The organism is Psychrobacter lutiphocae DSM 21542 (assembly GCF_000382145.1).
In the GTDB taxonomy this organism is placed as follows: Bacteria; Pseudomonadota; Gammaproteobacteria; order Pseudomonadales; family Moraxellaceae; genus Psychrobacter; species Psychrobacter lutiphocae.
In genome coordinates, this window is the sequence record NZ_KB907652.1 from 1 (window position 1) to 16610 (window position 16610).

16 protein-coding genes are annotated in these 16610 nt (G+C 41.1%); 6 read left to right on the top strand and 10 right to left on the bottom strand.

The genetic code is table 11. The annotated features are described in order from the left end of the window. On the top strand, positions 1 to 252 hold a 252-nt coding region (locus tag H140_RS0110515; RefSeq protein ID WP_019673618.1), incomplete at its 5' end, for a transposase. A 158-nt stretch (positions 253 to 410) separates the two neighbouring features. Further along, a complete protein-coding gene (gene ylqF, locus H140_RS0110520) occupies positions 411 to 1397 on the top strand; it encodes a ribosome biogenesis GTPase YlqF (protein WP_019673619.1) in 987 nt (328 codons plus the stop codon). Between the two features lie 53 nt (positions 1398 to 1450). Here ylqF and H140_RS16140 read toward each other — a convergent pair whose 3' ends face one another. Continuing rightward, entirely contained in the window at positions 1451 to 1621 is a 171-nt protein-coding gene (locus H140_RS16140) for a hypothetical protein (protein WP_156819160.1), read from the bottom strand. Between the two features lie 57 nt (positions 1622 to 1678). Here H140_RS16140 and H140_RS0110525 point away from each other — a divergent pair, with 57 nt between their 5' ends. Both H140_RS0110525 and parC read left to right on the top strand, forming a co-directional pair. Continuing rightward, entirely contained in the window at positions 1679 to 1882 is a 204-nt protein-coding gene (locus H140_RS0110525) for a hypothetical protein (RefSeq protein WP_019673620.1), read from the top strand. Between the two features lie 491 nt (positions 1883 to 2373). Next, positions 2374 to 4683 carry a DNA topoisomerase IV subunit A gene (gene parC / locus H140_RS0110530; RefSeq protein ID WP_019673621.1) on the top strand — a complete coding sequence of 770 codons (2310 nt, stop codon included), beginning with the start codon at positions 2374 to 2376 and terminating at the stop codon, positions 4681 to 4683. Positions 4684 to 4779: 96 nt separating this feature from the next. On the opposite strand, the gene H140_RS0110535 is transcribed toward parC, so the two are convergent. The 6 genes from H140_RS0110535 to H140_RS0110560 all read right to left on the bottom strand — a co-directional run bounded on the left by H140_RS0110535 (position 4780) and on the right by H140_RS0110560 (position 11653). Then, complete coding sequence (locus tag H140_RS0110535; RefSeq protein ID WP_019673622.1) at positions 4780 to 5766, bottom strand: NAD(P)-dependent oxidoreductase; 987 nt, start codon at positions 5764 to 5766, stop codon at positions 4780 to 4782. A 207-nt stretch (positions 5767 to 5973) separates the two neighbouring features. Then, positions 5974 to 7041, bottom strand: a complete 1068-nt coding sequence (locus H140_RS0110540) for a PTS transporter subunit IIC (protein WP_019673623.1) — start codon at positions 7039 to 7041, stop codon at positions 5974 to 5976. 737 nt (positions 7042 to 7778) lie between these two features. Further along, positions 7779 to 8378: a hemerythrin domain-containing protein gene (locus tag H140_RS0110545; protein ID WP_019673624.1), complete on the bottom strand. Its 600-nt coding sequence runs from the start codon at positions 8376 to 8378 to the stop codon at positions 7779 to 7781. Between the two features lie 450 nt (positions 8379 to 8828). Continuing rightward, positions 8829 to 9551, bottom strand: coding sequence for a hypothetical protein (locus H140_RS0110550; protein WP_019673625.1), 723 nt, complete (start codon positions 9549 to 9551; stop codon positions 8829 to 8831). 66 nt (positions 9552 to 9617) lie between these two features. Further along, the gene (locus H140_RS0110555; RefSeq protein WP_019673626.1) at positions 9618 to 10325 is read right to left on the bottom strand and encodes a ZIP family metal transporter; all 708 of its coding nucleotides are present in this window, start codon (positions 10323 to 10325) and stop codon (positions 9618 to 9620) included. A gap of 20 nt (positions 10326 to 10345) precedes the next feature. Further along, complete coding sequence (locus tag H140_RS0110560) at positions 10346 to 11653, bottom strand: FUSC family protein (RefSeq protein ID WP_019673627.1); 1308 nt, start codon at positions 11651 to 11653, stop codon at positions 10346 to 10348. A 412-nt stretch (positions 11654 to 12065) separates the two neighbouring features. Between H140_RS0110560 and H140_RS15580 the strand changes: the two genes are divergently transcribed. Beyond that, positions 12066 to 12221, top strand: a complete 156-nt coding sequence (locus H140_RS15580; protein WP_019673628.1) for a DUF1328 domain-containing protein — start codon at positions 12066 to 12068, stop codon at positions 12219 to 12221. A 321-nt stretch (positions 12222 to 12542) separates the two neighbouring features. Beyond that, positions 12543 to 13526 carry a metallophosphoesterase gene (locus tag H140_RS0110570; RefSeq protein ID WP_019673629.1) on the top strand — a complete coding sequence of 328 codons (984 nt, stop codon included), beginning with the start codon at positions 12543 to 12545 and terminating at the stop codon, positions 13524 to 13526. A 170-nt stretch (positions 13527 to 13696) separates the two neighbouring features. Here the strand turns inward: H140_RS0110570 and H140_RS0110575 are convergent, their stop codons facing one another. The 3 genes from H140_RS0110575 to H140_RS0110585 all read right to left on the bottom strand — a co-directional run bounded on the left by H140_RS0110575 (position 13697) and on the right by H140_RS0110585 (position 16541). Beyond that, on the bottom strand, positions 13697 to 14629 hold the full coding sequence (locus H140_RS0110575) for a LysR family transcriptional regulator (RefSeq protein ID WP_019673630.1): 933 nt from the start codon (positions 14627 to 14629) through the stop codon (positions 13697 to 13699). Between the two features lie 215 nt (positions 14630 to 14844). Beyond that, a complete protein-coding gene (locus H140_RS0110580) occupies positions 14845 to 15294 on the bottom strand; it encodes a YaiI/YqxD family protein (RefSeq protein ID WP_026349026.1) in 450 nt (149 codons plus the stop codon). A 47-nt stretch (positions 15295 to 15341) separates the two neighbouring features. Then, a complete protein-coding gene (locus H140_RS0110585) occupies positions 15342 to 16541 on the bottom strand; it encodes a 5-(carboxyamino)imidazole ribonucleotide synthase (protein ID WP_019673632.1) in 1200 nt (399 codons plus the stop codon). Positions 16542 to 16610 lie beyond the last annotated feature (69 nt).

A 16610-nucleotide genomic window follows, 5' to 3' on the forward strand; every position in this document is an offset into this window, starting at 1 on the left:
ATGGACGGTGCATTATGGCATCAACCAAGCTTGAATCAGGGGAATGTCACTATGCTTAAATTACCACCGTATTCACCTGAGCTTAACCCCTCTGAGAACGTATGGCAGTACCTGAAGCAAAATGAGTTATCTAATCGCTGTTATGAAAGCTATGAAGCTATTGTTGATGCCGCTTGTTTGGCTTGGAATAATCTGCTCAAACAGCCACAAAGAATTCGCACTTTAACCACTCGTGCTTGGGCTCAACTTTAATTATTGGGTTTGGTATTAGAAGCCAGCTTAGACAAAATCGCTAACGATGTACGTTGCTTGTCTATGATAGCTTAATAACCAACCACCGCCCTTATTGCTAGTAGAATGGTGTAGAATTAGGATTAATCGAATTCCGTTAAATTTAAGTGAAACATCCAATGAGCCAATACAACCTACAACAGCCCAATACCATCCAGTGGTTCCCGGGTCACATGAACAAAGCCCGTAACGAAATCCGCGATATCATGCCCGATATGGACGTGGTGATTGAAGTTATCGATGCCCGCATTCCATTTAGTAGCGAAAACCCGATGGTCGCTGCCCTACGCAGCAATGAGCATGGCATCCAAAAGCCAGTGATAAAAATCTTAAACAAAGCAGACTTGGCAGACCCTGATCTGACCCAAGCTTGGATTGATGAGTTAGAGCAAAACAGCCAAGTTCAAGCCATTGCTTGCGATGACAACAAAGCCAATGACGTCAAACGCATCGTACAGATGTGTAAAGCGCTAATGCCAAACAAAGTCGGCACTGGTCGCCAGATTAAAGTGCTGATCATGGGTATCCCCAATGTCGGAAAATCAACCTTAATCAATAGCCTAGCAGGACGTAGCATCGCCAAAACTGGTGACGAGCCAGCGGTCACCAAATCGCAGCAGCTGATTAAAATTGACAACGACATCATGCTTTATGACACCCCTGGCATGCTCTGGCCCAAGATTGAAAACCCAAATTCAGGCTACCGATTAGCAGCCACAGGTGGTATCAAGGACACCGCCTTTGACTTTTTGGATGTCGCAAGTTTTACCGCTGAATATTTAATTAAAGCCTATCCAGAACTGCTCAAAGAGCGTTATAAACTTAACGAGTTGCCTGATACGGATTGGGAGTTCTTTGAAGCGGCAGGTCGTAGTCGTGGCTTGCTCAAAAAAGGCGGCGTGGTAGATACCTACCGTATGGCTGAAATCCTAATCAACGAACTTCGCAGTGGCACCTTAGGGCGCATCACCTTAGAAACCCCTGCCATGCGTATCGAAGAAGATAAATTTGTAGAGGCGCTACGAGCCAAAGCCGAAGAAAAACGACTGGCGAAAATTGAAGAGAAAAAGCTGCGTAAAAAGCGAGCGAGGAAGAATCGTAAATAAATAGCCAAATTAAAACTAAATGGATTATAGACTGCGGCTTTAGCCCAGCTACTTCATGTTTTGTAACAGTAGCTATTCCTGCTATCCGCTTGTATCTGTCTTGCCAATGGCGTGCGGACTATCGTGGCGAGCGTTGTTGCTGTTACCTCGACACCACCTCTCGCCACAGTCCGCATCGCCATTGTCTGCGTCAGGATACCGCTACTATCAGGGCTAGCGGTCACATCGTACTCTTGCTAGTATTTATCGTCGTTAAGACTAACTCATCTTTAGGTTACCCTATGTCATCACAAGCTAAAACTATTCAAATTTTCTTACCACCAGGCAATCCACATGGTATTCGTAGTGCTGAAATAACCACACGCAATGAAGAAAGTAAAACACTCCACGCTATTTATCGTCAAAGCCCATCTTTTCACCTAAACCAAAAAAAACGCAGTGACACGCAACAGATATCACACCATACCATGCAAGTTCTTGTATAATTTATTATTTACAGGATTGGTAGTTTAGATTACTTTTACAACACTCAATATTATATCAGCCAATCCCCTGTATCCTTAACTATGGTCACCTTATGACTTGTTTTTGGGTCGTTTTATCACAAATATAGGTCAAAACTAGAGACAAACGTCAGTAATTGACGTATAAAAGCTATCTGCGCTTTTTTATTCCACCAATATCCGTTACGATACAAGCTCTAAAACGCTATACTAGCTTGTATTACTGCCTCATTCTCAACTTATAAAAACTCACTGTAAGCTGGCGTTATTAATCCAATAATACATGAGTTCTTTCAAAGTGCTGTGCTAAAGCCACAGCCCACACCAAGAGTCGAGATTGAGGTATTACTATAAAAACATTGCGTCGTACGCTTAGCTGTCGTACGCTTAGCTATAATAGAGCACTATTGCATCGATTATTGATGCTGTCTGCGACTGTTTTTTCTTACTTTTTCAAGGCAAAGTCACTTATTATGTCTGATATCTCAACGCCACCAAGCTCAACTGTCATTCCAAATGAAGCCATGGATACCCGATCAGTGGCTGAATTTACTGAGCAGGCTTATCTCAACTACGCCATGTACGTCATTATGGATCGGGCACTACCGCACATCGCTGATGGCTTAAAGCCCGTACAGCGCCGTATTATTTATGCGATGAGCGAGCTTGGGCTGAAGTCCACTACCAAACCCAAAAAATCTGCGCGTACGGTCGGTGATGTGCTGGGTAAATACCATCCGCACGGTGACACCGCCTGTTATGAAGCGATGGTATTGATGGCACAGCCCTTTAGTTATCGCTATCCACTAATCACTGGTCAAGGTAACTGGGGTAGCCCTGATGATCCCAAGTCATTTGCCGCGATGCGCTATACCGAAGCCAAAATGTCGGCCTATGCCAATACTTTGCTCGCTGAACTAGGTCAGGGGACAGTAGATTGGCAAGACAACTTCGATGGCTCGATGCAAGAACCAGTAACTTTGCCCGCTCGTTTGCCCAATATTTTGCTCAATGGCACCACAGGTATCGCCGTTGGGATGGCCACCGACATTCCACCACATAACTTAAATGAAGTGGTGCGAGCTGCCATTCGACTGTTAAAAAACCCAGAGTTGTCGGTAAAACAGTTGACCCAATCTATTCCTGCCCCAGATCTGCCAACTTATGCTGAAATTATTACGCCCAAAAAAGAATTACAGCAAATGTATGAGACTGGGCGTGGCAGCTATAAAATGCGAGCGGTTTATCATGTTGATAAACAAGAGAAAAATCTGGTCATCATCGACGCCCTGCCCTACCAAGTATCGGGGAACAAGATTCAAGAGCAGATTGCCAAATTGATGATGGATAAGAAACTGCCTTGGGTGGTGGATATCCATGATGAGTCGGATCATGAAAATGCGTGTCGTATTGTGCTAGAACTGCGCTCAACTCGAGTCGATGTCGATCGCGTGATGAGTCACTTGTTCGCCAGTACCGATCTAGAAAGCAGCTATCGGGTCAATATGAACATGATTGGCCTTAACGGCAAGCCGCAGGTGAAAAATCTAAAAGAAGTACTAAGCGAATGGCTGGTAAGCCGCCGTGAAGTGGTAACTCGCCGCTTGCAGTTCCGCTTGGATAAAATCGAAAAACGCTTGCATATCTTGGCAGGTTTACTGATTGCTTATCTCAATATTGATGAAGTCATCCGTATCATTCGTGAAGAGGACGACCCGAAACAAGAGCTGATGACCCGCTACGAGCTGACCGAAACTCAAGCAAACGCCATTTTGGATATTCGCTTACGTCAGCTTGCCAAGCTTGAAGAGATTGAACTAAAACGTGAACAAAACGAGCTAGAAGCCGAACGTGCACACATCCAAGAGCTACTCGACAACCCCTCTAGCCTGACCAAGCTAATGATCGATGAGCTTGAAGCGGATATGAAAGAGCATGGCAATGATCGTATGTCGCCCGTGGTTGAACGTGAAGAAGCCACCGCACTAAAAGAATCTGACTTGGTACCCAGTGAGCCAATCACTGCCATCTTATCAAAAGCAGGCTGGATCCGTGCTGCCAAAGGTCATGATGTTGACGCTGCCGGCATGAGCTATCGCTCGGGTGACAGCTATCAAGCGCACGTGCACGGCAAATCCAATGCCAAGATATATATCATGGATAGCACAGGGCGCAGTTATAGCATCGAGGCACACACCCTAGCGTCCGCCCGTGGTCAAGGCGATCCGCTGACCAGTGTGTTAAAGCCGGCTGCTGGTGTCAGCTTTGAGCAGCTGCTTGCCGGTGACGATGATCAGCGCATCATTCTTGCCAGCTCGCAAGGCTATGGCTTTATCAACACCCTTGGCAGCTTAGATACCAATCAAAAAGCAGGTAAAAACATCATTAATCTGGGCGGTGCTGACAGTAAGCTGTTAAACGTGGCTTATATTGATGTGGTAGATGCAGAAGCTGAGGCAGACAACGAAGATGCCGCTAACGCCACAGCGCAAGATCAAATTGCGGTGGTGACTTCCGCCGGCTATCTATTGATTTTTGCCATTGATGAGTTGCCTGAACAGCAACGAGGTAAAGGCAATAAGCTGATTAATCTAAAAGACGGTGAAGAAGTGTTATCAGTAATTGCGCTACACCATAGCAACAGCTTGACCATCACTGCAGGCAAGCGCCATGTGACCTTAAAGCCAATGGACTTAGCTAATTACACCGGTAAGCGTGGCAATCGTGGTACGCAGCTACCCAGAGGCTTTCAGAATATTAGTGGTATTGAAGTCGCCAACTAAAAACATCCAACTAAAAAGGCAACTTAACGATTAGCCAATACGCTCTATTTGACTATCCAAATAGAGCGTATTCGTGTAATGGCGCTTATTATAGCTTTACACAATTTCATTATCACAAGGCTCACCGTTATAAAATTGACGCAAGTTTTGTAACGCATATTCGACCATGTTATCCACAGCCACATCCGTATAAAACGCATAATGCGGAGTGAATAACACATTAGGCATATTAATCAAGCCAAGAAACATTGGATCAGGTATGATGCTATTGGTATGATCTCTGTGTACGATGCCAACTTCTTTTTCATAAACATCGCCTGCATACCCTTTAATCTTACCTGTCTTTAACACATCGATAAGCGCCGAAGTATCGACCAACTCACCTCGTGCAGTATTAACCAAAAGGGCATCTTGTTTCATCAAAGCAAGCTTTTCAGCGTTAATAAGATGATGGTTTTCCTTGGTATAGGGACAATGCAGAGCGATGATATCTGCCTCTTTTAATAGCTCATCAAATTCGACATATTCCAAAAAGTCTTTTGCTTCTGGGTTTTCATAAATATCATGGGCAATAACACGTTTACAGACCCCAGAGAATATCTGAGCTGTCGTTAATCCAATACGACCAGTGCCAATAACACCAACGGTTTGAAAGCGCATTTCTTCGCCGATTAAACCTGCCAAACTGTAATTTTGTGCTTGAATACGCTTTAAAGCTCGTGGCAAATTCCGAAGCATTGTAAAGGCAAGGGTTAGAGTAAACTCAGCAATCGCATAGGGTGAGTAACGGGCAACATTTGCCACCTTTAAGCCCAGTTGTTTGGCGCTATCAATATCAATATTATTGGTGCCTGCCGCTCGTGAAGATAGATAAGTAACCCCTTGCTGCTTGATAATTTTTAAAGTCTCTTCGTTTACGATATCGTTACCAAGAAAGGTCACTGCATCATGCCCTTTTACCAAGGCTGCGTTATCTGGAGTTAGCATATCGTGTACGATGGTCATCTCCACACCCATCGCATCACTATGTTTTTTAAAGCTTTTTTCTTCATCAGGACGTACACTGTATGCAATAACTTTCATGACTTTATCACCTTATTTGTTTTTAATTTCTATGATTACCCCACTCTCAACACTTTGCGTAGGCTGTGGCTTTAGCCCAGCATATTCGCTTAATAAATACATTTGGCTGGGCTAAAAGCACCAGCCTACAATGAATTGTAATAAGTTGAGAGTGAGGTATTATTAGTTATCTGTATGTTTATTCGATTATCTTAGTTTAAATAAAAGCTACTCAAATTTTATTTCGTAGTTTTTTTCTGTGACTATGGGTATTAGCTTAGTGAATAATAGTTTGAATCCTATGCCAAGTACGATAGGAGCAACAAAAAATGCCAACGTAATCACAATGATATTGTGTAAGCTAGAAAAGCCACCTTCCATTGTATTAAACGCAGATAATGGACCAATAAATCCAGCAAAACCAAAGCCTGCACTGATTGGTGTGCCTGATATGCCAAATAGCCCTGCAAATGCGCCTAATATGGCTGCATTTAATACTACTGGTAGTGCAATAAGAGGTTTGTTAACAAAGTTTGCCATCTGTATCTTAGGCGAACCTAGAATATGGGCAAATGAAGTTCCTAATGAATTAACGTTCCAGCCCATAATGGCGAGACCAAACCCTGCAGCGGTAATACCTAAATTAGCAGCACCTGAGCCAATACCTGCCAGACTAATAGCCACGGCTATACCCACAGTGGATATCGGTGACATCATAATTAAAGCAAATAGAACCGCTATTGTGATACCCATCAACACTGGTTGTAACGTTGTTAACTGCTCTACGAAACGACCAAGGAGGGTGGTGATTTCTTGGATAAAAGGTAAGGTCACCAAGCCCAACCCTCCAGCAGCAATGATAACAATAATCGGAATCAGCAATATAGTATAGGCTTTTAAGCGATCACCTAAGACCATTACTATTAGTGATGCAACGGCGGCTGTAATACCCGCATTAATCACATCACCAGTACCAGATAATAAAAAGCCGCCACTCTCTGTTAAGGTGGCCACCCCTGAGCCAACGACAGTAGCAATACCAATAGAGCTGGTCTGAATTGGGGTGAATTTAAATGACATGCCGATACAGACACCAATCACCATTGGTAGTAATGACATAGCCAGAGTGACCATTGCCAAAATATCTTCTGCAACAGCGAAGTGAGGTATTAAAGCTTCACTCAGATTCCCTAATAATGCCCAAGGTATTAGTGCCACTACGATACCAATACTCATACCTACCAAGACATTATTAATAAATGCTTTGGGTGTCATTAATTGTTGTTTTTCACTCATAATCTAGCCCCTTTAGGGTCTATTGAACGATAAATTCTAAAGAAATCATTGAGTAAAAGCTGTCTAAATTAAGGTATCCAACGTAACATAAAGCCTATTAAGTCATGTCATGTCGTATCTATGATTAGCTAGTCACTGGCTTAGCTGGCAACTTAATGGTTGACAAGCAGCTAATTAGCAAGTGACTGTTCAATAAACCCATTTATTATGAAAATAGTTGTTTTTATATATTGGATATTTTTACTTGTATTTATATTTACTGATTGTACTTATTATTTGTTTATCTTGTTCATGTAGATCTGTATATTTGATACACACCAACAGAGTATACTGGGCATAAAATCAATACAGAATTAAGCTAAATAAAGAGTACTCCTCTCCATCAAAAGACGCAATCGAGGATAAAGGGTCACTACATATTTTCAACAAATTAGAATATTAACTCGTAGCAAATTTACAGCCATTACAAAAACCATCTAAAAAATTAAAGTTAAATTACACTAATAATTAGAGGATGAATATTAAGTAAAACAATTCAATTTTTTATTTAATCTAGTTTTGGCTAGCTACTCGTCTTAACCATGCAACTTGCCATACAGCCACTGGCGCAGCTGATAAAAAACCCACCTACTAATTAAATATAAGCCCTATCAAATATAAGCTATTTAATTAATAGATGGGTTTAAGAAAATGCTCAGAAATGCTTATTTCTATAACCGCAAATTAAACCTCTAAAACTAACCATCTCGTAGTGCCAAAATCGGTACCACCAAGTCCTCTTCATCCGTTAAGTGTTGTGATAAAAATTCGGTACCCGTCACTAGATTTTGATACACACGATCTGCAAGCGCTTTATCTTCAATATTCGCTTTAAGCAATTCATCATTTAAACCTTGCAACTCATCTAAAATGGCATTTAATTTGACATGATCACGCTCAAGAATCTCAAACCCTGTTTTGAGTTGTGGGTATGAGCTGACAAAGTCAGGAAAAAAACCATGATCTTCTACACTATGATGCTGGTGCAACTTCAAAATATGCATCCCTACACGCTCCAGTATTTGTGATCGATAGTTTTCCCAGTTAAGCGCCCCCATCAGATATTCTTCTGTCAACTGTCTTAGAATACGCTGACGCTTACGAATATTGGTATGCACATTGAGCCAGCCTGATGTTTTGTAGGCGTAATCTGAAGAGTACCATTCACTGGCTGGTAATTTTTCATATAAAAACAGCCAGTCTGGAACTAATCGACTCTCAGGGTGGCGGGGCATGACTTTCGCTTTGGTTTGAGCTTCAATAGTTGCGCTTAGTGTGTTGTTGGTGGCAGTATCCATCATATCCTCCTTAGTTCCTGAGCTGTGCTTATGTTAGCCATCTGGTCATGATTGATGATGTTAGCTTATCACAGTAAACCCTATACCTATTTAACTGACAACCATTTAGATGGCAACTATCTCTCTTATCTGCCAACTACTTATACTTATCTGTACTTATACTTGTCTGCTAGATAATCTTTTGCCTGATAGCTTATGTGGCTTACCCAATATCGGCCTAATATAAGCTGAAGCTATGTATCACTCAATAGTGACTTTATATTCAATTTGTTAATACAGCTAAATTTATATCTGTATTTATGTAGTTTACATATAAATATATTCGGATAAAAAACAAACCAATAACCATTACTTTTTAGTCATTTAAGGCTACAACAACAGTTAGTTGACACAAAGAAGAGTTGCCTGATGCTAGCGAAAGTCACTTGATGCTAAGGCGTGTAATAGGCCTCAATCATTGTCCATTGTACCGATGTCAACCCAAATATCGTCAAAAATATCACCCAAACAAATACGCATCGGTAACGTCAACTTGGTGCACAAATGTCGCAAACCATGTACGGGAACACCAGCGACTTCAGTATAAGCATAATAAGCTTCCATTTTGCCCATTAAAGGTAATTGCTTAATTGTGATTTCATGACCTTCACCATACTGCTCTAAAAATCGATCAAAGGATCGCCAGCCCATACAAATAATATGTTTAGGATTAATCTGTTCAATATCGAGTTGAGTGAGGGTTTTATGTTCGTCTTGCATCTTATCAGGTAATTCTGCAAGTTGAGCTTGTAATACCTCTTCTTTCGGTGCTGCAAAATAGGAAATGAAACTGGTTTCAGCACAGTTCTTTAAACGCTCTATTTCTCCGCCACAAATCACTTCAACGATACGATTGGCATAACGGCTACCGTGTTCAACATCATGGATATATTTACACCCAGTGATCTCAAAATCTTTTACCACTGCTTGAGCTCGGCGCGCATCGATATCGCCCCAATCTTCTCTGTTACTATGTCCCGGATTAATGCTGACGAATAGCATGTCGGGACGGTGGATCTGGCCAGTAATAAAGTTGCCAGTGTAACAAAGCGGATCATTACCAAGATAAGTATTAGCCGCAGTGACAAAGCGATTAATTTGTTGCTGCTTGTGTTGAAAATAAGTTATATCCATCCTATCGCCCCTTTTAAAGCACTTCTTTTAAACTCATCTATTGTAAGCTCATCTATTGTAAGGACACTAAATCAACATCTCACCGATGACACCCACCAAAAACCCCAAGGTTGCACCAAATGAAATCAGATAGTTATTGATTAACTTACTCTCAGGTATGATATCTTGAATCAATAAGTACAAAATACCGCCACTAGCAAACACCATCAGCTGTGCTGTTAGCTCTGGATGACCACGCAACAAGAAATGACCTAACATAGCGCCAATAATGCCAAAAAAACTAAGCCCAAAAAAAATGATCAAGGTGGTTTTAACACGAAAGCCAGTTTGTACCAAATCACGAAAGGCATTAAATGCTTCTGGTAGATTTTGTAAACCAATAAACAAGGCCAATAGCATCGCCATCGAGGGATCTACCGCAAATACAGCACCCAATGCAATGGCTTCTGGAACAAAATCCATCAGCATCGCTAACAAAGTTGCCATCTGCCCACCTGCTTTAGCTAAGTGGCGATCTATCACCATAAATAGCACCGCACCCAACAAAAAAGAGCCAGCCATACTCCAAACTGTTAAGTGCTCCAAACCTTTGGGTATTAAAACAAGTGCAATGGCAGATAAAATAATACCAGCACCAAAAGACATTAGTGTATGGACACACTGGTCTTTAAATAAGCTTTGCTTGACATGATGATCAAACTGATAAGCCAATAATCCACCTAAAAACACCGTAATTCCTGAAAATCCAGCAAATAATAATAATTGTAGTGGCATCTCATTTCCCTAATAAATCGCTACACATCTAAATCACTTTCACCGCCATAAGCATGAATACGGCGTTGCTCTTGACGTTGATAGCGAAGCCCCGACCCTTTATACCATTCAGCCTTACTTTGTTGCAATAAATCACTTAAACCTTGCAATTGTCGCTGCAGAGTATTGGTTAGCCAAAAATAACCTTGCCACTCAAAAGCCAACATAGAAATACTTGGATAATCAGATACTTGAATCCGAGTTATGGGTCTAAACATCTCGTCACTAGGACTTCTTAATACGGCAGCAATATGGCGCATGGCTTGGGTCAACTCACGGTGATAATGATCCATCAAAATACGATTTTCATCATCAATAGGGATGTAAGCCAACTTTGGGGCAGCGCTAAGCAATAAATCTATGGTACCAATGATATTGCGTTGTGTGCGCTGTATCATATCTAGCGTCTGTGTATCCATACCTGACTCTCTGGCGGTCGCAGCGATATGCCCTCTTACCCGTAGTAAACGTTTATTAATTTCTTTAAACTGCGCCACCATGTCTTTATTGACATAGGTGGTTAGATTTTTTTCATAGGGCGTATCTAGATCGGTCACTGTGGTAGCACCAAGATCCAGTTGTACGTGCTTTTGGCTAGACTTTTCATCTTCAGTAGCAGCTTCCTCAGTAGCTGCATCAGAGGTAGATTCTGAAAAGCGATTGTCTAAACTGGGATCTGAAATATAGGACTCTACCCCATCATACATATTGGCACAGGCTTCCAAATTATTTGCTAATAAAAAGCGCCACATTAAGGTCGCCTTTAACGGCAAAATTAAGGTAGCAAGAACAGCAATTACCGTCCCTATCAGCACGTTTAGGGCTCGAGCCAGTCCATCAGGACCAACACTGTTATCACTAGCGATAATCATACTCATGGTAATACCAGTAAGCATACCTATATAACCAAGCCTTTTAATTGAATAGTAGCCAATAATCGAGCTGATGATGCCTACCAGCACATAATAAATCCATGCTACATTTGAAGATTGTAAGATATCTTGTCCTAGCCACATCAAACCTAAACCAACCACAATACCTAGTAAGGTTCCTATAATACGTTCTTTGGCTTTGGTATAAATAGCGCCTTGATACTGCAATAAACCCAAAATTATAAAGACAGTGATGGTTGACCACTCTGAGTGTGGGATTTGAGTCCATTGGCTAAAAAGTAGGGTGACAACTACTGCGACACCAAGACGAATGGCGTGCAGTATATTGGCATTTAGGTAGCGGGCATAAGGCTCGACAAAAGGGGAAATCAAGCGTAACGATAGTTTCTTTTTCATGCGTTAGGGCTTCGTATTCTAGTAGTGGTATATGTTGTTATTTACTTTCTATTTTATATACTGTATTTTTTATTTGCTATCCAAACCTGAGTGACGTGGACGCAAATTACTGTTATTTTTCATTAATATTTTATTGTAAGCGGTTAATACCGTAGCAGGTTTCAAGTAAATTGGCTATGACATCACTGTGGGAATGATGATATTGGTAGACTATAATTTAGTACAGCATATTAACAACAACTTACATCCAAAACCTGCTTTATACGAAAGCAACAAGACTCTTATCAAGCGACAACATTTTCTTACCCAAACATTTTTTATTCGTTTCTATACTCTATTAACAAAAACAACTTTAGCAAAAACATCTTTAGCAAAAATACCCTTACACTAACATTTGTAAAAGGAGAGACCTATGTTTAGATGGGCTATTATCTTCGCAGTAATTGCATTAATCGCAAGTTTATTTGGTTTTAGTGGTATTGCAGGAGTTAGTAAAAGCTTTGCATATATCTTCTTAGTGGTAGCAGTTATCTTATTTATCTTTGGTTTTATCTCTCGAAAAACCTAATACAGTACCAACAAAGATACAGTACCAACAAAGCGTAGGTACAATTCAGTAAATACAAAACAGATAGCAAACCAAGTAAAGAGCAAAAACAAATAAGAGCTACTAGGGCGTGTCCCTAATCTCGATCTCACCAATTCAAAATTTAAGTACCTACGCATACTTACCTTGTAACAACCCTCAGCGCATTAATTAACGAATATAGCTAAATATTAAAATGCGCAAAGTATTCAAAGGCTAGACATCACTAAAGGTGTGTTAGCATGGTTTATACATTTTCTCATTTTTACTTATCCTATTTACCTAACTAACGGAGCCTAACCTATGATTTATGACGTGATTGGTGACATTCATGGTCATGCCAATAAGTTAATAGGATTACTTGATAAACTTGGCTATCATCTCACTAAGCACGAAACCCTGGGTATAACGTACTATCAACCACCAGCAGGTCATCGTGCTATATTTATTGGTGACCTTATTGACAGAGGCACACAAGAGCTTGAAACTCTAAATATTGTCTATTCTATGCTAGATGCTGGGGTAGCGGATGCCATTATGGGCAATCATGAATATAACGCCCTAGCCTATGCAACTATTGACAAAACGGCAAGTAAACAACTGACAGGCTCCAAAGATAGTATATATCTACGCCGACATAGCCAAACCCACACCCGCCAGCATCAGGCTTTTTTAGATGAAGTTCCTTTTGGTTCAGAGGCTCATCAATACTGGCTGAAACGCTTTTATGAGCTTCCTCTATGGCTAGAAACTGAGCATGCCTGCTTTATACACGCCTGTTGGGATAGTGATAAAATGACGGTAATCAAGCCCTTTTTAACCGCTGATAACCGTCTTACTCAAGAGGCGCTTCAGCGTAGTGGGCAAAAGAATTCTGAAGAGTATAATGCCATAGAGCGCTTATTAAAAGGCGTTGAAGTAGCGCTTCCTGATGGCGCAAGCTTTACTGATAAAGATGGTGCCGTGCGCCATCGGGTGCGGGTACAGTGGTGGCTTGAGCAGCTACAAGGCAAGCGAATTGTTGATATCGCCCGTGCCCCAGCTTGGGATATGCAGCAGCTGCCTCAAGATGCTATTGTGGATAATCTTGACTTTCAATTAAAAACTACCAAGCCTGTATTTATTGGTCATTATTGGCTAACTGGTACTCCGCAGCCTTTAAGCTCACAAGTGGTATGTACCGATTATTCAGTTGCAGGTAAAGGATATTTAACCGCTTATCGCTTTGATAGCAATAATCCTTATCCGCTCTCTGCAGACAATTTTGTGCAGTATATCGATCCATAGCATTTGATTTAAAGTTTTGACTTCTCTTCCTCGTTAAACCATAGCTACCCAACCTACTCGCCATATCCGCAAAGTATTTAAGGGTCTCAGCAGGGTAAACATTCGTCAGTTAGTATAACGTAAACATTAAAACAGCCCTGATATAACAACAGGGCTTTATGGTAATTAGCTTATAAAAAAGACTTAATTAAGGGTGATAGACAGCCTTGGTTAATAAGTGCCTCATCCCACTCAGGCAAAGGTGAAACCTTCTCTATTAAAAAATCCAGCACACCACGTATTTTTATTAAGTTACGTGAGTTAGCAGGAAAGACTGCACGTAAGCTGTATCTAGGCATTGGATAGTCAACCAATATTGGTATCAGCTTGTTGTTTAATAAGCTATCTCTTGCCACAATTGTCGGTAAGCAAACTATGGCACCACCGGTTAACGCAAAGTCATGAAGTAGATGGATAGAGCTAGAGGACACTCGGGGCTTGACTGAGAACTCTTTGAACTCTTTGTCAATTAGAAATTTAAGCTTATTTCTCTCTGGATAATTTGAGTAAAACCCCAACTCATATTTATGAAGCTGGTCAGGATGCTCTGGACGACCATACTTTTTGATAAAACAAGGCGAAGCACACATGACACGATTAATTTGGAATATTTTACGCTCAATAAGACTAATGCCTCTTGGAGGAAAAACCTGAAACACAATATCAAACCCACTAGTAACTGGATCAACAATAAGGTCATTAATGGTAATCTCTAGCTCTATATCCTTATATTGTTGCGTAAAATCTGTCAGAACCTCATTAAAAAAACTCAACGCAAAGCCTGGTGCCATATATACTCTTAAACTACCATGCATGGCACTTTTTGCATGCGACATACCGACTATTAAATGATCAAAGCGATTTATTAGTTCAGCAGCCTCTAAATAGTATTTTTCACCTATTTCTGATAGGCGTACTGTGCGTGTACTTCGATGAAACAAAGGAGCATTAACCAAGTCTTCAAGTTGTTGAACTCGAGTGCTGACCACAGAACGGGTAACTCCTAACTGATTAGCAGCTTTTACAAAACTTCCACTTTGAGCAACTTTAACAAATGCTTCCATGCATTTTAGCTTATCCATAATAACTCAATCTCAGTTGTGAAAACTTACTAACAGTATTTATAGAACATAAAATATACTTTAACAAATATGCATGCGTATTGCCTACCACATATCTTACTTATATCTGATAAAAGCACTCAAATCGCTGCAGTTTAAACATTAGGCAGTTTAAACATTAGGCAGTTTAAACATTAGGCAGTTTAAACATTGAGCAGTTAACGCACCAATTTATTCAACCCATCAGCAAACTGCTTTTTATCTTTATCAGAATAAGGCTTTTGGCCGCCCATTTGAGCAGGGTCTAGCATGCCTGTTGAGCGCATGGTATCCATAAAGTCACGAGCATTTAGCTTTTGTTTGATGTTGTTTTTATCATAGATCACTCCATGTGGCGTTAGTACTTGTCCGCCATTTTCCAGCACATCATTGGCTAGAGGAATGTCACTGGTGATGACCAAATCGCCTTTTTTGACATTATCAGCAATATAATCATCGGCCACATCAAAGCCTGAGCCGACTACTTTCATAGTAATCAGCGGTGACTTGCGTACTTTAATAGGTTGATTGGCCACAAAAATAGCGGGCGTATTGGTACGGATAACTGTTTTGGTGATTAAGTCCTTGACTACTAGCGGGCAGGCATCGGCGTCAATCCAGATGACCATGGTTTTCTTATCTTTTACTGCTTTTCTGCTATCTTGTGTTTCAATACTCAAGTATCTAGCCCCATTTTATTTGGTAAGACACGCACCAATTGTTCTAGTGCTGGTTCTAAGTTGGTAACGTCATTTGGCATCAAGGTAATATGGGCAATTTTGCGATCGTCACGCTCTTGTTTGTGGTAGGTATGATAGTGAGCACCGTCAATGGCAAGGACCTCTATTAGGCTTGGATAGTTACCTAACACGTTGACCATGATAGATGGATAAACATTGTCGGTATCGCCTAAGGGTAAGCCAACGACAGCACGAATATGGTTTTCAAACTGACTGGTAACTGCCCCTTCGATACTCCAATGCCCAGAATTATGTACCCGAGGGGCAATTTCATTGGCAAGGATAATATCTTTGTCATTTGCATCCTTAGTTACAAATAGCTCAAGCGCCATCGTACCGACATAGTCCAAGTGGGTCATTAGTGTTTCAATGGCAGCCTTGGCGGTTGGTAACAGATGACTGGTCCCGACTGCTGGCGCATGCGAGGTTGCCAAAATACCATTGTGATGGTGATTTTCGACCAAATCATAACAGCGGATACTGCCATCTTGTGCACGAGTGGCGATGATAGACACTTCACGGCTAAAGTTGATAAACCCCTCTGCTATGAGGGGGGCTGGAGTTGGAGTCAAATTGCCTTTACCAGTGACTGCATCTCCAAGCTCATACCAAGCCTGATCAATATCGGCATCAGTTTTTATCACAAACTGACCTTTACCGTCATAGCCGCCACGGCTGGTCTTGAGCACCAAAGGCAAGCCCAACTCAGCACAGGCTACGTATAACTCTTGCTTAGAATTGACACTTTGAAATGGAACGGTTTGGATGTTTAGCTGATTAAATAGTGTCTTTTCACGTAAGCGATCTTGTGCTACCTCTAGCGCAAGTGGTGGCGGAAACATACCTTGTTTTTTACCATTATCAGACAGTTGCTGTAAGCGGGTAACTGTATCGATAGGTGTGTTTTCAAACTCAAGCGTAAACACATCAGCAGCTGCGATAAAGTCCTCAAGTTGCTCGCTAGTAAAAACCTCACCATATAACGAGGCAGGGCAATTTGGCGCATCTTCTAAAAATACACAGCGATATCCAAGTGGTAAAGCGGCTTCGGCAAGCATCATACCGAGTTGACCACCACCAAGTATACCAAGGGTATAGATAGTTTGGTTAGTAGGATAAGCATTGGCTGTTGTCATGTTGGACTCTTTATACGGTTAAGGTTAAAGATATAAAAATCATAAAATAAGCTTATAACAACAAGCTTC